This is a genomic window from Streptomyces sp. NPDC096040 (assembly GCF_040303265.1).
In the GTDB taxonomy this organism is placed as follows: domain Bacteria; phylum Actinomycetota; class Actinomycetes; order Streptomycetales; family Streptomycetaceae; genus Streptomyces.
The window spans coordinates 1-18,181 of sequence record NZ_JBEOTA010000029.1; the positions used below are offsets into that span (position 1 = coordinate 1).

15 protein-coding genes are annotated in these 18,181 nt (G+C 70.2%); 9 read left to right on the forward strand and 6 right to left on the reverse strand.

Annotated features, from left to right (window positions below):
* The 3 genes from ABTY98_RS32450 to glgB all read left to right on the forward strand — a co-directional run.
* On the forward strand, positions 1 to 573 hold a 573-nt coding region (locus tag ABTY98_RS32450), incomplete at its 5' end, for an alpha-glucosidase C-terminal domain-containing protein (RefSeq protein WP_352224637.1).
* A gap of 103 nt (positions 574 to 676) precedes the next feature.
* Entirely contained in the window at positions 677 to 2,050 is a 1,374-nt protein-coding gene (locus tag ABTY98_RS32455) for a maltokinase N-terminal cap-like domain-containing protein (RefSeq protein ID WP_352224638.1), read from the forward strand.
* A gap of 18 nt (positions 2,051 to 2,068) precedes the next feature.
* Positions 2,069 to 4,255: a 1,4-alpha-glucan branching enzyme gene (gene glgB, locus ABTY98_RS32460; RefSeq protein ID WP_352224639.1), complete on the forward strand. Its 2,187-nt coding sequence runs from the start codon at positions 2,069 to 2,071 to the stop codon at positions 4,253 to 4,255.
* 23 nt (positions 4,256 to 4,278) lie between these two features.
* Here glgB and ABTY98_RS32465 read toward each other — a convergent pair whose 3' ends face one another.
* From ABTY98_RS32465 to ABTY98_RS32485, 5 genes are all read right to left on the reverse strand, one after another.
* Entirely contained in the window at positions 4,279 to 6,543 is a 2,265-nt protein-coding gene (locus tag ABTY98_RS32465) for a HelD family protein (RefSeq protein ID WP_352224640.1), read from the reverse strand.
* A 149-nt stretch (positions 6,544 to 6,692) separates the two neighbouring features.
* Positions 6,693 to 7,025 (reverse strand): thioredoxin family protein, encoded by a 333-nt coding sequence (locus tag ABTY98_RS32470; RefSeq protein ID WP_352224641.1) that lies wholly within the window; start codon positions 7,023 to 7,025, stop codon positions 6,693 to 6,695.
* Complete coding sequence (locus ABTY98_RS32475) at positions 7,022 to 7,450, reverse strand: MerR family transcriptional regulator (RefSeq protein ID WP_352224642.1); 429 nt, start codon at positions 7,448 to 7,450, stop codon at positions 7,022 to 7,024. The genes ABTY98_RS32470 and ABTY98_RS32475 overlap by 4 nt, the downstream gene beginning before the upstream one ends.
* 29 nt (positions 7,451 to 7,479) lie before the next feature.
* Entirely contained in the window at positions 7,480 to 8,253 is a 774-nt protein-coding gene (locus ABTY98_RS32480) for a DUF2127 domain-containing protein (RefSeq protein WP_352224643.1), read from the reverse strand.
* A 92-nt stretch (positions 8,254 to 8,345) separates the two neighbouring features.
* Positions 8,346 to 10,019, reverse strand: coding sequence for an MFS transporter (locus ABTY98_RS32485; RefSeq protein WP_352224644.1), 1,674 nt, complete (start codon positions 10,017 to 10,019; stop codon positions 8,346 to 8,348).
* Positions 10,020 to 10,191: 172 nt separating this feature from the next.
* On the opposite strand from ABTY98_RS32485, the gene ABTY98_RS32490 reads away from it, so the two are divergent.
* The gene (locus ABTY98_RS32490) at positions 10,192 to 10,809 is read left to right on the forward strand and encodes a TetR/AcrR family transcriptional regulator (RefSeq protein ID WP_352224645.1); all 618 of its coding nucleotides are present in this window, start codon (positions 10,192 to 10,194) and stop codon (positions 10,807 to 10,809) included.
* Positions 10,810 to 11,063: 254 nt separating this feature from the next.
* On the opposite strand, the gene ABTY98_RS32495 is transcribed toward ABTY98_RS32490, so the two are convergent.
* Entirely contained in the window at positions 11,064 to 12,473 is a 1,410-nt protein-coding gene (locus tag ABTY98_RS32495; RefSeq protein ID WP_352224722.1) for a cation:dicarboxylate symporter family transporter, read from the reverse strand.
* 121 nt (positions 12,474 to 12,594) lie between these two features.
* Here ABTY98_RS32495 and ABTY98_RS32500 point away from each other — a divergent pair, with 121 nt between their 5' ends.
* The 5 genes from ABTY98_RS32500 (at position 12,595) to ABTY98_RS32520 (ending at position 18,173) form a co-directional block, all read left to right on the forward strand.
* Complete coding sequence (locus tag ABTY98_RS32500) at positions 12,595 to 14,223, forward strand: sensor histidine kinase (RefSeq protein WP_352224646.1); 1,629 nt, start codon at positions 12,595 to 12,597, stop codon at positions 14,221 to 14,223.
* Positions 14,223 to 14,906, forward strand: a complete 684-nt coding sequence (locus ABTY98_RS32505; RefSeq protein ID WP_352224647.1) for a response regulator — start codon at positions 14,223 to 14,225, stop codon at positions 14,904 to 14,906. The genes ABTY98_RS32500 and ABTY98_RS32505 overlap by 1 nt, the downstream gene beginning before the upstream one ends.
* A gap of 202 nt (positions 14,907 to 15,108) precedes the next feature.
* Complete coding sequence (locus ABTY98_RS32510) at positions 15,109 to 16,476, forward strand: extracellular solute-binding protein (protein ID WP_352224648.1); 1,368 nt, start codon at positions 15,109 to 15,111, stop codon at positions 16,474 to 16,476.
* The gene (locus tag ABTY98_RS32515) at positions 16,473 to 17,333 is read left to right on the forward strand and encodes a carbohydrate ABC transporter permease (RefSeq protein ID WP_352224649.1); all 861 of its coding nucleotides are present in this window, start codon (positions 16,473 to 16,475) and stop codon (positions 17,331 to 17,333) included. The genes ABTY98_RS32510 and ABTY98_RS32515 overlap by 4 nt, the downstream gene beginning before the upstream one ends.
* Positions 17,334 to 17,342: 9 nt before the next feature.
* Positions 17,343 to 18,173 carry a carbohydrate ABC transporter permease gene (locus tag ABTY98_RS32520; RefSeq protein WP_352224650.1) on the forward strand — a complete coding sequence of 277 codons (831 nt, stop codon included), beginning with the start codon at positions 17,343 to 17,345 and terminating at the stop codon, positions 18,171 to 18,173.
* The last annotated feature ends 8 nt before the right edge of the window (positions 18,174 to 18,181 follow it).

The following is an 18,181-nucleotide window of genomic DNA, read 5'->3' on the forward strand; positions in this document are numbered from 1 at the left end:
ATCGAGCTGTTCACCGCCCTGCTGCTCTCGCTCCCCGGCTCGCCGATCCTCTACTACGGTGACGAGATCGGCATGGGCGACAACATCTGGCTCGGTGACCGCGACGCGGTCCGCACCCCCATGCAGTGGACGCCGGACCGCAACGCGGGCTTCTCCTCCTGCGACCCGGGCCGCCTGTATCTGCCGACCATCATGGACCCGGTCTACGGCTACCAGGTCACCAACGTCGAGGCGTCGATGTCCTCGCCGTCCTCGCTGCTCCACTGGACGCGCCGGATGATCGAGATCCGAAAGCAGAATCCTGCCTTCGGACTGGGGTCCTACACCGAACTCCAGTCGTCGAACCCGGCGGTGATCGCGTTCCTGCGGGAGTACGAGGACGACCTGGTCCTGTGCGTGCACAACTTCTCCCGCTTCGCCCAGCCCACCGAGCTGGACCTCAGGCAGTTCAACGGGCGGCATCCGGTGGAGCTGTTCGGCGGGGTGCGGTTCCCGGCCGTCGGCGAGCTGCCGTACCTGCTGACCCTGGCGGGGCACGGCTTCTACTGGTTCCGTCTGCGCGCGGACGGGTAACCGGAACCCGGCATAGTCCACCCCGGGCGGCGGCGGTTTCCTCCGGCCCGCCCGGGGCACGCAATACTGACGCCCCCGACGACCGGGGAAAGGACGTACCGCGATGGCGGACACGGTCACCCCCTCCACGACGCCCCCTCTTCTCACCTCGCTCGACCCTCTCCTGCGCGAATGGCTGCCCCGGCAGCGCTGGTTCGCCGGCAAGGGTCGCCCGGTCACCGGCTTCGCCACGGTGGCCGAGACGGAACTCCTGCCCTCGGACGGCAGGCTGGGCCTGCACCATCTGCTGGTCCGTGCCGAGCAGCCACCCGCCCCCGCCGAGGCCGGCGACTGCTACCAGCTCCTCATAGGCGTGCGCGAGGCGCTGCCGCCCCGGCTGGCGCCCGCGCTGATCGGACACCTGCCCGACGGCCCGCTGGCCGGACGCACGGTGTACGACGCCCTGTACGACCCCCGGCCCGCCGAGGTGGTCCTGGAGGCCCTGCGCACCCAGGCCCGCATCGGCGGGCTGTTCTTCGAAAACGACCCCGGCCAGGAGATACGCGACGGGCTGGTGGCCCGGCTGCTGACCGCCGAGCAGTCCAATTCCTCGGTCGTCTACGGAGATACGTTCATTCTGAAGTTGCTGCGACGCGTCGTGCCCGGCGTCAACCCCGACCTGGAGATACCCCTGGCCCTGGCCCGCGAGGGCTGCGCCCGGGTTCCCGCGCCGACGGCGTGGCTGCGGGCGGAGCTGGCCGGGGAGTCGTACGTCCTGGCCGTCCTGCAGCCCTTCGTACGCGGCGCGACCGACGGCTGGGAACTGGCCCTGCGGGAGCTGGCCAAGGGCGAGGACTTCGCGGCGGACGCGCGGGCGCTGGGGCGGGCCACCGCCGAGGTGCACACCGCGCTGGCCCGGGCGCTGCCGACCGTCACCCTCGGACACAGCCAGCTGGAGTCGATGGTCGCGGGCATGACCGAGCGGCTGGAGGCGGCCGCCCAGGCGGTACCGGCGCTGCGGCCGTACGAGGACGGGCTGCGCTCGGCCTACGAGGCGCTGGCCGGCCTGGCCGCCGAGGGCCGCACCTGGACCGCCCAGCGGGTGCACGGCGACCTGCATCTGGGACAGTGCCTGCGCTCACCGTCCGGGGAGTGGTCGCTGATCGACTTCGAGGGGGAGCCGGCCCGCCCGCTGGCCGAGCGCCGGATGCCGCAGCCGCCGGTGCGGGACATCGCCGGCATGCTGCGCTCCTTCGACTACGCGGCCCACTCGACGACCCCGCCGGCCCGCGACTGGGCGCGGCTGTGCCGGTCGGCCTACTGCGCCGGATACGCCGAGATCACCGGCACCGACCCCCGCACCGACCCCGTGCTGCTGCGGGCCTACGAGACCGACAAGGCCGTCTACGAGGTCGTCTACGAGGCCCGGCACCGCCCCGACTGGCTTCCCGTGCCCCTGTCGGCCGTACACCGCCTCGCCACCTCCGACTCGACCTGATCCCCGGGAGACCCGTCCGTGACCTCCAAGAAGTCCGTATCCGTAGCCGCCGACGACCGTGCGCGGCTGCTGCACGGCACGCACCACGACCCGCACTCCGTCCTGGGCGCGCATCCGGTCCCGGACGGCGGGGTCGCCGTCCGGGTGTTCCGCCCGTACGCCCGCGCGGTGACGGTCGTCGCCGGCCGGGATCTGCGGACCGAACTGCACGACGACGGCGACGGCTTCTTCTCCGTCCTGCTCCCCCTGTCCGACGTGCCGGTCTACCGGCTGCTGGTGGAGTACGACGGGACGGTCCAGGAGACCGAGGACGCCTACCGCTTCATGCCCACCCTGGGCGAGCTGGACCTGCATCTGCTCGGCGAGGGCCGGCACGAGCGGCTGTGGGAGGCGCTCGGCGCGCACCCCATGACCCACCAGGGTGTGTCCGGCACCCGTTTCTCTGTGTGGGCGCCGAACGCGCGGGGCGTGCGGCTGGCCGGCGGTTTCAACTTCTGGGACGGCGCCGGGTACCCGATGCGCTCGCTGGGCTCCTCAGGGATCTGGGAGCTGTTCGTGCCGGGCGTCGGCGCGGGCGAGCTGTACAAGTTCGACATCACCCGGCCTGACGGCTCCCGCACCCTGCGCGCCGACCCGCTGGCCCGTCGTACCGAGGTCCCGCCCAGCACGTCGTCGATCGTGCACGCGTCCCGCCACGAGTGGACCGACGAGGAGTGGATGACCCACCGGGCCGACACGCCGGTGCACGAGGCCCCCTTCTCGGTCTACGAGGTGCACCTGCCGTCCTGGCGCCCCGGCCTGACCTACCGCGAACTGGCCGAGCAACTCCCGCGCTACGTCAGTGACCTGGGCTTCACCCATGTCGAGCTGATGCCGGTCGCCGAGCACCCCTTCGGCGGCTCCTGGGGCTACCAGGTCACCGGCTTCTACGCGCCGACGGCCCGGCTCGGCACCCCCGACGACTTCAAGTACCTGGTCGACGCCCTGCACCGGGCCGGCATCGGGGTGCTGATGGACTGGGTGCCGGCGCACTTCCCGCGGGACGACTGGGCGCTGGCGGAGTTCGACGGGCGGCCGCTGTACGAGCACTCGGACCCGCTGCGGGCCGCCCACCCCGACTGGGGCACCCTGGAGTTCGACTTCGGCCGGCGGGAGGTGCGCAACTTCCTGGTGGCGAACGCCCTGTACTGGTGCGAGGAGTTCCACATCGACGGGCTGCGGGTCGACGCGGTCGCCTCGATGCTCTACCTGGACTATTCGCGCGAGCCTGGCCAGTGGACGCCGAACGAGCACGGCGGCCGGGAGAACCTGGACGCGGTGGCGTTCCTCCAGGAGATGAACGCGACGGTCTACCGCCGGGTGCCGGGCGTGGTGACCATCGCCGAGGAGTCGACGGCCTGGGAGGGCGTGACGCGCCCCACCGACACCGGCGGTCTCGGCTTCGGCCTGAAGTGGAACATGGGCTGGATGCACGACTCGCTGGAGTACATGTCCCACGAGCCGGTACACCGCAAGTACCACCACCACGAGATGACGTTCTCGATGGTGTACGCGTACAGCGAGAACTACGTCCTGCCCATCTCCCACGACGAGGTCGTGCACGGCAAGCGCTCGCTGGTCTCCAAGATGCCCGGCGACTGGTGGCAGCAGCGCGCCAACCTCCGCGGCTATCTGGGCTTCATGTGGGCCCACCCGGGCAAGCAGCTCCTCTTCATGGGCCAGGAGTTCGCCCAGGGCGCTGAGTGGTCGGAGGCGCACGGCCCGGATTGGTGGCTGCTCGACCCGGAGTACGGCGCCGAGGCCGACCACCGTGGCATCCGCGACCTGGTCCGCGACCTCAACACCGTCTACCGCGCCACCCCGGCCCTCTGGCAGCGGGACACCTCCCCCGCCGGCTTCCAGTGGATCGCGGGCGACGCGGCCGAGGACAACGTCTTCGCGTTCCTCAGGTACGACGCCGACGGCACCCCGCTCCTCGCGGTCTCCAACCTTGCCCCCGTGGTCCGCCACGACTACCGCCTGGGCGTCCCCGACGAGATCCCCGCCTGGCACGAGACCCTCAACACGGACGCGGCGGACTACGGCGGCAGCGGCATCACCAACCCCGACCCGGTCAAGCCGGAGCACCAGTCCTCCCACGGCCGCCCGGCGAGCATCCGGCTGACCCTGCCCCCGCTGGCCACGGTGTGGCTGCGGCCGGCGTAGGTTCCGCCACCTCGGGCGGCCCCTCATGAATCCAGGTCGGTGAGTCCCTTCGGCAGGGGGCCGGTGTGCAGCACCCCCAGCCGCTGGGTGGCGCGGGTCAGGGCCACGTACAGGTCGCTGGTGCCGTACCGGCCCGGTTCCACCACCAGGACCGAGTCGAACTCCAGGCCCTTGGCCTGGCGCGGGTCGAGAAGGACGACCGTCTGCGTCAGGTCGGGTTCGGCGCCGGCCGTGACGCCGTCGAGGCGCGTGGCGAGGGCGCGGTGGAGGTCGCGTGGGGCGATCACCGCCAGGCGGCCTTCGGCGGGGGCGAGTTCGGCCACCGCCTTCTCCACGGCGCCGGGGAGGTCGTCGTACGCCTGCCGGATCCATGGCCGTACGCCCGTCGAGCGGACCGAGCTCGGGGGCTCGAAGGCCGGGTTCCCGGCGCGGACCACGGCCGCGGCGAGGTCCATGATCTCGGACGGGGTGCGGTAGTTGACGCCGAGGCGGGTGTGGTCCCAGCGGTCCTCGACATACGGTTCGAGGATCTTCGACCAGGAGCCCACGCCCGCCGCCTCCGCGGTCTGGGCCGGGTCGCCGACCAGGGTCATGGAGCGGGTGGGGCTGCGCCGCATCAGCAGCCGCCAGGCCATCGGCGACAGTTCCTGCGCCTCGTCGACGATGATGTGCCCGAAGGCCCAGGTGCGGTCTTCGGCCGCGCGTTCGGCCGCGCTGCGGAAGTCCTCCTCCTCCTGGCGCTCGGCGAAGCGTTCGGCGTCGATGATGTGGTGCGCGGACAGGACCTCCGAGGCATCGGGGTCGCTGTCCTCCTTGTCGTCGAACTCGTAGGTCCGGGAGGCGTAGGAGACGTCGAGGACGCCCTGTGCGTAGGCGATCTGGGTCTCGCGCTCGCGCTCGGCGCGGGCCCGGGCGACGCGCTCGTCGACGCCCAGCAGTTCGGCCGCCTCGTCGAGGAGGGGGACGTCCGAGACCGTCCAGAACCGGGTGACGGGGCGGCGGATGGCGGCCGCGTCCTCGGCGCCGAGATACCCCTCGGGGGCGGCGAGGAAGTCGGCGACCAGGCGCTGCGGGGTCAGCCGCGGCCACAGCTGGTCGACGGCGGACCAGACCTCGGGGTTCTCGGCGAGTTCGTCGCGGATCTGGGTGATGTCGGAGGCGTCCAGCAGGCTGCTGCCGTCGAAGGGGTCGGTGCCCACCCGCTCGGCGTACAGCTCGGTGAGCGTGTTCAGGATGTGGCCCTCGAAGTGCTCGCGGGCTACGTTGTGCGGGAGCCCGGCGGCCCGGGTGCGCTCGCGGGCCACGTTCACCAGGCCGTCGTCGAGCATCAGCACCTCGCGGTCGTGCTCGATGGTGAGCACCGGGTCGGGCAGCGCCTCCCGGTCGCGTACGGCGGCGGCGAGCACGTCGGCCATGTCGGCGCGGCCCTTCACGGCGGCCGCCTCGGGGGTGTCGGCCGCCGTGGCCTTCACCCCGGGGTACAGCTCGCCGACCGTGGCCAGCAGCACGCCCGTCTCGCCGAGCGAGGGCAGCACCTCGCCGATGTAGCCGAGGAAGGCGGGGTTGGGGCCGACGATGAGCACGGCCCGCTTGGCGAGCAGTTCGCGGTGTTCGTAGAGGAGATAGGCGGCCCGGTGCAGTGCGACGGCGGTCTTGCCCGTCCCCGGTCCGCCCTCGACGACCAGGATCCCGCGGTGCGGCGCCCGGATGATCTCGTCCTGCTCGGCCTGGATGGTCTGCACGATGTCGTTCATCCGGCCGGTGCGGGCCGAGTTGAGGGCGGCGAGCAGCACCGCGTCGCCGGAGGGGTCTTCGTGGCCGGTGCGCTCCTGGTCGCCGAGGTCGAGGATCTCGTCGTGCAGAGCGGCGACCCTGCGGCCGTCGGTTGCGATGTGCCGGCGGCGGCGCAGGCCCATCGGGGTGTGGCCGGTGGCCAGGTAGAAGGGGCGGGCGACCTCGGCACGCCAGTCGATGAGGAACGGGGTGCGCTCGGCGTCGTCCCGGCGCAGTCCGATCCGCCCGATGTGGTGCTTCGTACCGGAGGTCAGGTCGATCCGGCCGAAGCAGAGGGAGCCGTCCACGGCGTTCAGCGCGGCGAGCAGCCCGGCGCGCTCGGCGACCAGGATGTCCCGTTCCAGACGGGCCTGCATCGGCTTGTCGCCGAGCGCGAGGGCGTCCGCGACCGAGTCCTCGGTGGCGCCGCGCAGCGCGTCCACCCGTGCGTACAGTCCGTCGATGAATTCCTGCTCGTGCCGCAATTCATCGTCCGGAAATTCGGTGTTTGACAATTCCGCTCCCGCCCGGATACACTGTGCCCACTGAACTTCTTCGCGACCGGGCCGATTTCGTATCGACTTGAAGTCACGAACTCTTGAATATACGCAAAGAAATCCCCCGAGTGCAATTGCTCGGGGGATTTCTTGTGTACGGGGTGGGCTCAGAGCACGTCGGACAGCTCCTCGATGAGCCGCCGCTTGGGCCGGGCGCCCACCATCGACTTCACCGGCTCACCGTCCCGGAACACCATGAACGTCGGCATCGACAGCACCCTGTAGGCGTTCGTCGTCTCCGGGTTGTGGTCCACGTCCAGCTGGACCACCTTCAGCCGCTCGCCCTCCTCCGCCGCGAGGGCCGTGAGCACCGGCGCCATCTGCCGGCACGGCGGGCACCAGTCGGCGGTGAACTCCACCAGCACCGCCCCCTGAGCCCCGATCACCTCCGCCGCGAAGTCCGCGTCCGTCACCTCGGCCACACCCGCCGCCTTGGTCATTCGACATCCCCTCCCAGCTCGCACACCGGTTCCGGACCACCCGGAACCCGCGCCTCGGCGGCCAGCTCGTCCCGCGTCCGCTCCGCCCGCACCAGCTGGGCCCCGACCTCGGCCCGCACGGCCTGCAACTCGCCGATGAGCGAGTCCAGCTCCGCCAGCTTGCGCCGGTAGACCGCGAGCGACGCCGGACAGGTGTCGCCCTCCGGATGGCCGGCCCGCAGACACTCCACGAACGGCCGGGTCTCCTCCAGCTCGAACCCGAAGTCCTGGAGGGTCCGGATCTGCGTGAGCAGCTTCAGATCGCTCTCGTCGTATGTCCGGTGGCCGTTCCCGGAACGCCGCGCGGGCAGCAGCCCGCGCGCCTCGTAGTACCGCAGGGTGCGCGTGGTGGTCCCGGCCCGTGCGGCCAGCTCGCCGATTCGCATGTCCACGACGGTAGGACTTGACGCCGACGTCAAGACAAGCTCGGCTGCACCCCCGCGGACTCCTCGACCTCCATCAGGGAGGCGCTGTGCCGCTCCTCATCGAAGGCCCGGCGCCCGCCGCGCAGCCCGAACAGCCGCTTGGCGAGGGCGATGTAGAGCACCGCGATGATGTTCAGCACCAGAGTGGCGATCTTCAGATAGCTGACCTTCTCGGTGAGTTCGTAGATCTCCAGCGGCAGGAAGGCGGCGGTGGCGACCACCGTCAGATACTCCGCCCACCGCTTGGCGTACCAGAGTCCGACCGCCTCGACGAGTTCGATCAGCGCGTACGTCAGCAGCAGCGCGGCCACCAGCAGCAGTGTGGAGTGCTTGTAGCCGAAGGCCTTCTGTATGGAGCCGACGACCGGTGAATGGTCGAGGTCGTAGTGGAAGTGCTTGAAGACCGGCCGGAAGGTGTCCAGGTACTCGTTGAAGAGCCGGCGCACCGCGTCCTGGCTGTTGCTGAACTTCCACACCGCTACCGCGACCAGCACGATGAAAACCCCGCGCACGGCCCGCTCGACCGCCAGGAAGCGCAGGATGAACAGATCCCGCAGCACCTTCCCCCGCGGCACCAGCGGGGCGTCCTCCGCCGGTCCCGAGCCGTGCGGCTCACCGAGCGCGAAGTCGCCGCAGCGCAGACAGCGCCACGCGTCGCCGACCGCGGTCTGGGCGTGCAGCCGCCCCCGCAGCCGCGGGTCGTCCGGGGCATAGGTCACATGCCCCTTGCGCGCGCAGTGCCGCCGATCCCAGTCGATCTTCATCCCCCGTGCCTCCCTGCCAGTGCCGACGTGCCGTTTCGGGTTGGTCCGGAGCGGCACGTTAGTGGATACGGCTGACAAGTGGCGGTGAGGGGTCAGCGCGCGCCGCTGTCCGCCGGCTCCCGCTCCTCTGCCGGAGCCTCCGCTTCCGCATTCTTGCGCCCCGGGAGCAGCGCCGCCACGAGCACGGTCCCGATGCCCAGGATCACCGCGCCGACCAGGCTGGTGTGGGCCACGGCGTCGGCGAAGGAGGAGCCGACGGCGTCCGTCATCTGCCGGGCGCCCTGTGCCAGCTGCTGTGCCTGCGCCTTCAACTGGGCCGCCTGCTGCGGGTCGGTGGCCTGCGCGGCCCTGGCGGCCGTCTGCCGGGCCTTCTCGCCGATGCCCTGGGCGACCGCGTAGCCGGCGCCGACCGAGTCCTGTGCGGTGGCGAGGGCGCTCGCGGGCAGCTTGCTGCCGCTGGTGGCGGCCGTGAGGTGGTTGCCGTACGAGGTGGCGAGCAGCGAGCCGAGGATGGCGATGCCGAGGGAGCCGCCGAGCTCCAGCGAGGTGTCGTTGACGGCGCCGCCGACGCCCAGTTCGGACTCCGGGAAGGCTCCCATGATCGCGTCCGTGCAGGGCGAGAGCGCGAGGCCGATGGCCAGGCCGAGGATGATCAGGGGCGCGACGAAGTCGCCGTACGCGGAGGAGGCGTCCACCCGGGTCAGCAGGGCCAGGGCGGTGGTACCGCCGACCATTCCGGCCGTCACCGTCCACTTCATGCCGACGCGCGGGGTGAGCCAGCCGGTCAGGGCCGAGCCGGCGAAGACCGCGCCGGCCAGCGGGAGCATCCGCACGCCGGTGCCGAGGGCGTCGTAGCCGAGGACGAACTGGAGGTGCTGGGTCAGGTAGTAGAAGGCGCCGAACACGGCCAGGAAGAACAGGGCGACGGCGAGGTTGGACCCGGCGAAACGGCGCTGGGCGAACCGGCGGACGTCCAGGACCGGGTGCGGGTGGCGCAGCTCCCACAGGACGAAGGCGACGAGACCGGCGCCCGCGACCACGGCCGCGGTGACCGCCTTGACGCCCCAGCCGAAGTGCGGCCCTTCGATGATCATGTAGACCAGCGAGCCGACCCAGACCACGGAGAGCAGCCCGCCGACGTAGTCGATCCGGTCGTGGTGACCGGCCCTGGACGGCGGTACGAGGACGAGGGCGCCGGCGATCGCGACGGCCGCGATCGGCACGTTGATGAGGAAGGTCGAGGACCAGCCGTGGTCGCGCAGCAGGGCGCCGGCGACCACCGGCCCGGCGGCGATGGCGAGCCCGGCGGTGGCGGTCCACAGGGTGATGGCCTTCGCCCGCTCATGGCGCGGGAAGGTCGCGGCGAGCAGGGAGAGGGTGGCGGGCATGATCAGCGCGGCGCCGGTGCCCATCACGGCACGGGCCGCGATCACGGTCGTAGCGCTGTCGGCGAGATATCCGAAGACGGCCCCGCCCCCGAACACGACCAGGCCGAGGATGAGCGCTCCACGGCGGCTGTACTTGTCGCCGATCGCGCCGAGCAGCAGCATCAGGGCGGCGTACGGGACGGTGTAGCCGTCGATGACCCACTGCAGGTCGGCGCTGCTGAGCCCCAGGTCGGTGGTCATGTCCGGCGCGGCCACCGTGAGGGCGGTGTTGGCCATCACGATGATCAGCAGGCTCAGGCAGAGCACGAGCAGTGCCCACCAGCGGCGCGGATACGGCCGCTCCATCGTCTCGACCGGTTCCTTCATGACGAGTCGCATGGCAGGGATCGCCTTCCTCGCGTCCGATGCGGTCTGATGCGCACGAGTTGACTTGCACAGCGGAGTGCAATTGCACAACCATGTGCAATGTAAGGGATATGCACACCACTGTGCAAATGAAGGAGGTGAAGCCCTTGCGCAGGGACGGTGAGCCAGGCCGCGGGCAGGCACAATGGCAGCCATGACCACGGGTAACACCTCCCGCGCCGACGTGAACCGGCGCCGCATCCTCGACGTCGCCCTCGCCGAGCTGCTGCGCGACCCCGACGCCTCGATGGACCAGATCGCACGCGCGGCAGGGGTCGTACGACGGACCGTGTACGGCCATTTCCCGAGCCGTGAGGCGCTGATCGGCACGCTGGTCGACGGCGCGGTGGAGGCGCTGGCCGCCGCCGACGCGGGGGCCCGCCGGGAGACGGCGGACCCGGCGGAGTCGGTGGCCCGCTCGGTGCTGGCCATCTGGGAGATCGCCGACCGCTACCGGCTGCTGGTCGGCCTCGCCCAGCGCACGGTCACCATGCAGGGCATCCGCGACCGTCTGGCGCCCCTGCGCGAGAAGAAGGTGGAGATGCTGCAACGCGGCCTCGACGAGGGCGACTTCAGCTCACCGCTGCCGGCGCCGGCGCTCGCGTACGTCCACGAGCAGCTGCTGTTCGCGGTGATGGAGGCGGTGAACGACGGGCTGCTGGACGCGAAGGAGGCGGGCCGCTCGGCCGCGGTCAGCGCACTGACGGCGGCGGGCGTGCCCGCCTCCAGGGCCACGGAGCTGGTGGCCGAGTTGAGCGAGTAGTCCCTTTGGGCCTGCCCCGGGCGGCTGAGCGAAGAGGAGGAGTTCTCAGCCGCCCGGAGGGCGATGACCGGACGGCCGGCCCGGGTTCAGGCCGAGCCGGACATCCGGCGGCTTTGACATCCGGCGGCTTTACGGACACCGGGGGCAGCGCCCCGTGAGGGGCGCGGGGCCGTGTCGATGTGCGGCTCCGCCGCGTGGGCGCGACCAGCCACCCATGACCGGCGGCCGCGCATGCACGGCAACCCGGCAGTCGCCTAGGCCTTCGCCAGCTCCTCCCGCTGCTCGGGCAGCTCGGGCACCGTCGGCTCCCCCTCGTCCAGCAGCGTCTTCTCGTCGAACGGCAGCTCACCGGCGAGCACCCGCCGCACGCGGCCCTTGTCGATCTCCTTGGTCCAGGTGCCGATCAGCACCGTGGCGACCGCGTTGCCCGCGAAGTTCGTCAGCGCGCGGGCCTCGCTCATGAACCGGTCGATGCCGACGATCAGGCCGACGCCGTCCACCAGCGCGGGCTTGTGCGACTGCAGACCGCCGGCCAGCGTGGCCAGACCGGCGCCGCTGACGCCCGCCGCGCCCTTCGAGGCCAGCAGCAGGAAGAGCAGCAGTGGGATCTGCTCACCGATCGACATCGGCGTACCGAGGGCGTCGGCGATGTACAGCGACGCCATGGTCATGTAGATCATCGTGCCGTCGAGGTTGAAGGAGTACCCCGTCGGAACGGTGATGCCGACGACCGGCTTGCTGACCCCCAGGTGCTCCATCTTCGCGATGAGCCGCGGCAGTGCGGACTCGGAGGAGGAGGTGGACAGGATCAGCAGGAACTCGCGGGCGAGGTATTTGAAGAGGGAGAAGATGTTCAGCCCGGCGATGGCCCGGAGCATCGCGCCCAGCACCACGAACACGAACAGCACACAGGTGATGTAGAAGCCGAGCATCAGCACGGCGAGGCTCTTGAGCGCGTCGAGCCCGGCGGACCCGACGACGGCCGCGATGGCACCGAACGCACCGATCGGCGCGGCCCACATGATCATGCCCAGGATGCGGAAGACGAGCCGCTGGATGTGCTCGATGCCCCGCAGCACCGGCTGCCCGGCCGATCCCATGGCCTGCAACGCGAACCCGGCGAGCAGCGCGATCAGCAGCGTCTGCAGCACCTGGCCCTCGGTGAAGGCGGAGACGAAGGTGGTCGGAATGATCGACAGCACGAAGTCGACGCCGCCGAGCGCCTCGGAGTCCACCTGGGCGTGTCCGGAGGCCTTGAGCGCGTTGGTGATGTGCAGCCCGTCACCGGGGTGCAGGATGTTGCCGACGACCAGCCCGATGGTGAGCGCGACCAGCGACATCACCAGGAAGTAGCCGAGCGCGATACCGCCCACGGCCCCGACCTTGGCGGCCTTCCGAACGGACCCGATCCCGAGCACGATCGTGCAGAAGATGATCGGCGAGATCATCATCTTGATCAGGTTGACGAAGCCGGTGCCCAGCGGCTTGAGCTCGACTCCGGCGTCGGGCCAGATGAGGCCCACGGCGATGCCCAGCGCGACCGCGACGATCACGGCGATGTACAGGTAATGGGTACGGTCCCGCTTCACGGCGGGTGCGGCAGGTGCCGTACTGGGGGTGCTTGCGGCGGCCACGGCTGCCCTCCTTGACGTCTTCGTCGGCATCACCGGCGTGCGGCTCACGTCCGGGGGATATGGGGGTTGCCGTGACTATCTCCTGGTCTGTGAGGCCGGTCACCCTTCCGTTCATTTAGTTCATCGTTAACCCGAGAGGCACACTGCTGACATGCGCTTCCCGACCGTCTCCCGCCCCCGCAGCCTGGCCGGCCAGCTGTTCGCCATGCAGGCGGTGCTGATAGCGGTGCTGGTCGCCGGATACGCGCTCTTCACCTACGTCAGCGACCGCCACCAGGCGGAGGAGGCGGCGACCCGGCAGGCAGCGGCGGTGGCACGGTCGGTCGCCGACGCCCCCTCGGTCCGTACGGCGATCCACACGTCCGATCCGAGCACCCTCTTGCAGCCGTACGCCCTCCAGGTCACGCATGACACCGAGGTCGACTTCATCACGATCATGACCCCGGACGGCATCCGCTGGACCCACCCCGACAAGAACGAGATCGGCAGGCACTACCTGGGCCATATCGAGGCGGCCCAGCACGGCCACACCTACAGCGAGACGTACAAGGGCACCCTCGGCCCGTCGGTGCGCACGGTGACACCGATCCTGGACAACGGCCGGGTGATCGGTCTGGTGAGCGCCGGCATCAAGGTCGAGGCGATCAGCCAGCGGGTCCAGGAGCAGGTGACGGCGCTGCTGGGGGTGGCGGCGGGCGCGCTGGCGCTGGGCGCGATCGGCACGTACGTGATCAACGCGCGGCTACGACGTCACACGCACGGCATGAACGCCTCGGAGCTGAGCCGGATGCACGACTACCACCAGGCGGCGCTGCACGCGGTCCGCGAGGGCCTGCTGATGCTGGACGGCCAGTTCCGGGTGGCGCTGATCAACGACGGGGGCCGGGAACTGCTGGGGGTGGGCCCGGAGGGGGAGGTCGTGGGCCGCTCGGTGGCCGAGCTGGGCCTGCCGGCGCCGCTGACGGGCGCGCTGCTGGCCTCGGAGCCCCGGGTGGACGAGGTGCATCTGACGGCGGACCGGGTGCTGGTGCTGAACACCTCGCCGGTGTCGGGCGGCGAGCGCCGCGGCACGGTGGTCACCCTCCGGGACGTCACCGAACTACAGGCCCTTACGGGCGAGTTGGACTCGGAGCGGGGCTTCACGCAGGCGCTGCGCTCCCAGGCGCACGAGGCGGCGAACCGCCTCCACACCGTCGTCTCCCTGATCGAGCTGGGCCGGGCGGAGGAGGCGGTGGACTTCGCGACGGCGGAACTGGAGCTGGCGCAGGCGCTGACCGACCAGGTGGTCGCGGCGGTCAGCGAACCGGTCCTTGCCGCACTGCTGCTGGGCAAGACGGCCCAGGCGAACGAGCGGGGTGTCGAGCTGGTGGTCTCGGACGAGAGCCGGCTGGATGACGGTTTGCTACCGGAGAGCCTGTCGGCGCGCGATCTGGTCACCATCCTCGGCAACCTGATCGACAACGCGGTGGACGCGGCCCAGGGGACGGTCCGGGCGCGGGTGACGGTGACCGCGTACGCGGACGATCACGATGCCGAGCTGGTGATGAGGGTGGCGGACACGGGGGCCGGGGTGGACCCCGCACATGCGGAACTGGTCTTCCAGCGCGGCTTCACGACGAAGCCGGCGGGGCCGGGCGGGCGGGGGCTCGGTCTGGCGCTCGTCCGACAGGCGGTCGTACGGCTCGAGGGCACTCTGACCGTGACGGAGGCGCCGGAGGGCGGGGCGGTGTTCGAGGTGCGGTTGCCCTTGCGGGCGTCTGTGGTGGGGGGCGAGGTGTGATGGCCGGGGAACCGATCAGAGTGCTGGTGGTCGAGGACGATCCGGTGGCCGCGGACGCGCATGTGATGTACGTGGGGCGGGTGCCGGGGTTCGTGGCGGTGGGGAAGGCGCACAGCGGGGCGGAGGCGCGGCGCGTCCTGGACCGTACGGCGGTGGATCTGCTCCTGCTGGACCTGCACCTGCCGGACGTGCACGGCTTGCAGTTCGCGCGGTCGCTGCGGGCGGCGGGACATCAGGCGGACGTCATAGCAGTGACGTCGGCACGGGATCTGACGGTGGTGCGGGAGGGGGTCTCGCTGGGGGTCGTGCAGTACGTGCTGAAGCCGTTCACCTTCGCGACGCTCCGGGACCGGCTGACCCGGTACGCGGAGTTCCGTGCGGCGGCGGGCGAGGCGAGCGGCCAGGACGAGGTGGACCGGGCACTGGCCACGCTTCGGGCGCCGTCGCCCGCGGCGCTCCCGAAGGGGTTGAGCGCACCGACGCTGGAGCGGGTGACGGTCGCGTTGCGGGAGGCGGAGGAGGGACTGACCGCGGCGGCGCTGGCGGAGAGCGTGGGGATTTCCCGGATCACGGCGCGACGGTATCTGGAACACCTGGTGGAGGCGGGGCGGGCCGGGCGGAGCCCGTTGTACGGGCAGGTGGGGAGACCGGAGTTGGTTTATCGGTGGGGGCGGGGGCGGTAGGGGGGCGAGTCGGGCGGCCCAGGTGAGGGCTTGGGCGGCTTCGGCGAGCAGCTGTTCGGCATGGGGGGATCCTCGCCTCCTCCCTCCCCCAGCAAACCCCCGCACACTCATTGACCTGACTAGACCACTCCACTTACCTTCACACGGCAAGAGAGACGAACCCCCAGGCCACAGCGCAGTGCGCCCCGAGGAGGTCGTGCCCGTGCGCCCCACCGCCGTCAGCATCGTTGCCCTCGCTCTTGTCACCTCCGCCGCTTCGCTCACCGCGTGCAGCAGCGGATCCGGGAGCAGTCCCGACACCGTGAAGGTCTCCTTCAAGCAGTCCATGGACAACTCCATCAAGGTGACGGACACATATCTCGCGGACATCAAGAAGCAGTTCGAGAAGGAGTACCCGGGGAAGAAGGTGGAGCTCGTTCCCATCAAGGCCTCGGACGCGGACTACTACACCAAGCTCCAGCAGATGCTGAGGTCCCCGCGAACCGCTCCCGACCTCGTCTACGAGGACACCTTCCTCATCAACTCCGACATCACCAGCGGGTATCTGAAGCCCCTGGACTCCTACCTCGCCAAGTGGAAGGACTGGGGGCAGTTCATCGACACCGCGAAGTCGGCGGCCAGAGGAGAGGACGGGAAGACGTACGGCGTCCCGGACGGCACCGACACCCGCGGCCTCTGGTTCGACAAGCGGGTGTTCAAGAAGGCCGGGCTGCCCACCGACTGGCAGCCCAAGAGCTGGGACGACGTGCTCGCCGCCGCCCGGACCATCAAGGCCAAGGTACCCGGCGTCACGCCCCTCAACGTCTACACCGGCAAGGCCGCCGGTGAGACCGCCAGCATGCAGGGCTTCGAGATGCTGCTGTACGGCACCGACGACGGGGCCGGTGACCCGCTCTACGACAAGACGAGCAAGAAGTGGATCGCCGGGAGTCAGGGGTTCAAGGACGCGTTGTCCTTCGTCGAGACCGTGTACAAGGACAAGCTGGGGCCGGACGTCTCCGACGCTCTGGACCCCAACTACCGGAACACCGTCTGGGGTGGACTCATGCCCCAGGGCAAGCTGGGCATCAACCTCGACGGGTCCTGGCTTCCGCAGAACTGGCTCAAGGGCAGCGGTCACGAGTGGTCCGACTGGTCCAGGCAGCTCGGTCTCGCCTACATGCCGACCCAGCACGGCCAGGCGCCCGGCAAGGTGAGCATGTCCGGCGGCTGGACCTGGGCCGTCCCCGCCAAGGCAGGCAACCCCGACCTCGCCTTCGACTTCATCAAGACCATGCAGACCAAGGCGAACGCGGAGAAGTGGTACATCGCCAACTCGGGGATCTCGGTGCGGAAGGACGTCGCGAGTGACCCGTCGTACACGTCCGCCCAGCCCGGCATCAAGTTCTTCACCGATCTCGTCGCCAGTACGCACTACCGGCCCGCCTACACGGCCTATCCGAAGGTCTCCACCGCCATCCAGGAGGCCATGGAGAGCGTGACCACCGGTGACGCGTCGGTCGACAAGGCGGCGAGTACCTACGACTCGACGCTCAAGGACGTCACCGACAACCAAGTGGTCACCCGGTGATCACCCGTCGCATCGCCCGCACTCTCCCGCTCACCCCCGCCCTGGTCCTGATCCTCCTCTTCCTCGGCGGGCCCATCGTCTACTGCGCCTACATCGCCTTCACCGACCTCCAGCTCACCGGCCAGGCGCACTCCTCCTTCGTCGGTTTCGCCAACTTCCGTACGGCGTTCGGGGACGACGCCTTCCTGAACGCCGTCTGGCTGACCCTCGTCTTCACCGTGCTGTCCGCGCTCGTCGGGCAGAACACGCTGGGGCTGGCGCTCGCCGCACTGATGCGGCGGGCGTCGAAGCCGGTGCGGACGCTCACCGGCGGGATCGTGATCACGGCGTGGGTGCTGCCGGAGGTCGTCGCCGGGTTTCTGCTGTACGCCTTCTTCCGGCGGGAGGGCACCCTCAACGCCATCCTCGACTTCCTCCATCTCCCGTCCCAGAACTGGCTGTTCACACTGCCGATCCTGGCCGTGTCGTTCGCCAACGTGTGGCGGGGCACCGCCTTCTCGATGCTCGTCTACTCCGCCGCCCTCGACGAGATACCCAACGAGATCGAGGAGTCGGCGGAGGTCGACGGCGCCGGGGGCTGGCGCCGGATGTGGCACATCACGCTGCCGATGATCCGCCGGTCCATCGGGACGAACCTGATGCTCAACACCCTTCAGACGCTCTCCGTCTTCGGGCTGATCTGGGTGATGACCCGGGGCGGGCCCGGCGACAAGAGCCAGACCCTGCCCCTCTTCATGTACGAACAGGCCTTCCAGAACAGCATGATCGGGTACGGGACGGCGGTCGCCCTGCTCCTTCTCCTGGTCGGCTCGCTCTTCTCGGTCGTCTATATGCGGCTGTTGCGTACGGAGGTGTGAACAAGACAGATGCCTCGCAATCGCCGGCGCTCCCGCCGCCTCGCCGCCGACCTCGGACTTCTCGTCGTGGCCGCCGCCTTCGTGCTGCCGCTCGCCTGGGTGCTGCTCTCCGCCGTCGATCCGCACGCCGATCTCCGGGTGAGGATCCCGGACGGGTTCACCTTCGCCAACTTCGACGCGATCCTCACCCCCGACATCACCTACACCCCACTCCTCAACAGCCTGATCCTCTGCGGCGGCGCCACCGCGCTCACCGTCGTCTGCGCCGCCCTCGCCGCCTACCCGCTCTCCCGCTACCGCTCCCGGCTCAACCGGCCGTTCCTGCTCTCCATCCTCTTCGCGACCAGCCTGCCAATCACCGCGATCATGGTGCCGGTGTACGCGCTGTTCGTACGGATCAACCTCATCGACACCCTGCAGGGCACCATCCTGTTCTTCGCCGCCTCCCAGCTCCCCTTCGCCATCTGGCTGATGAAGAACTTCATGGACGGCGTACCGAAGGAGCTGGAGGAGGCCGCCTGGACTGACGGCGCCAGTTCGTTCCAGTCGCTGGTCCGGATCGTGCTGCCGCTGATGGGGCCGGGGCTCGCCGTCGTCACCGTCTTCGCCTTCGTGATGATGTGGGGCAACTTCTTCGTCCCCTTCATGCTGCTGCTCTCGCCGGACCAGATGCCCGCCTCGGTCAGCATCAACGACTTCTTCGGCAACCGTGGCATGGTCGCCTACGGCCAGCTCGCCGCGTTCTCCGTCATCTACTCGACGCCGGTGATCCTGCTGTACGTCCTGGTGGCGCGCCGGCTGGGCGGCGGGTTCGCGCTGGGCGGCGCCGTCAAGGGGTGAGGCGGGGT

Bases quoted from the DNA above. Each gene is read 5' to 3' on its own strand.
- ABTY98_RS32455 (WP_352224638.1), top strand. From the start codon at position 677: ATGGCGGACACGGTCACCCCCTCCACGACGCCCCCTCTTCTCACCTCG.
- ABTY98_RS32470 (WP_352224641.1), bottom strand. From the start codon at position 7,025: ATGACCAAGGCGGCGGGTGTGGCCGAGGTGACGGACGCGGACTTCGCG.
- ABTY98_RS32475 (WP_352224642.1), bottom strand. From the start codon at position 7,450: ATGCGAATCGGCGAGCTGGCCGCACGGGCCGGGACCACCACGCGCACC.
- ABTY98_RS32480 (WP_352224643.1), bottom strand. From the start codon at position 8,253: ATGAAGATCGACTGGGATCGGCGGCACTGCGCGCGCAAGGGGCATGTG.
- ABTY98_RS32485 (WP_352224644.1), bottom strand. From the start codon at position 10,019: ATGCGACTCGTCATGAAGGAACCGGTCGAGACGATGGAGCGGCCGTAT.
- ABTY98_RS32490 (WP_352224645.1), top strand. From the start codon at position 10,192: ATGGCAGCCATGACCACGGGTAACACCTCCCGCGCCGACGTGAACCGG.
- ABTY98_RS32495 (WP_352224722.1), bottom strand. From the start codon at position 12,473: ATGCCGACGAAGACGTCAAGGAGGGCAGCCGTGGCCGCCGCAAGCACC.
- ABTY98_RS32500 (WP_352224646.1), top strand. From the start codon at position 12,595: ATGCGCTTCCCGACCGTCTCCCGCCCCCGCAGCCTGGCCGGCCAGCTG.
- ABTY98_RS32505 (WP_352224647.1), top strand. From the start codon at position 14,223: ATGGCCGGGGAACCGATCAGAGTGCTGGTGGTCGAGGACGATCCGGTG.
- ABTY98_RS32520 (WP_352224650.1), top strand. From the start codon at position 17,343: ATGCCTCGCAATCGCCGGCGCTCCCGCCGCCTCGCCGCCGACCTCGGA.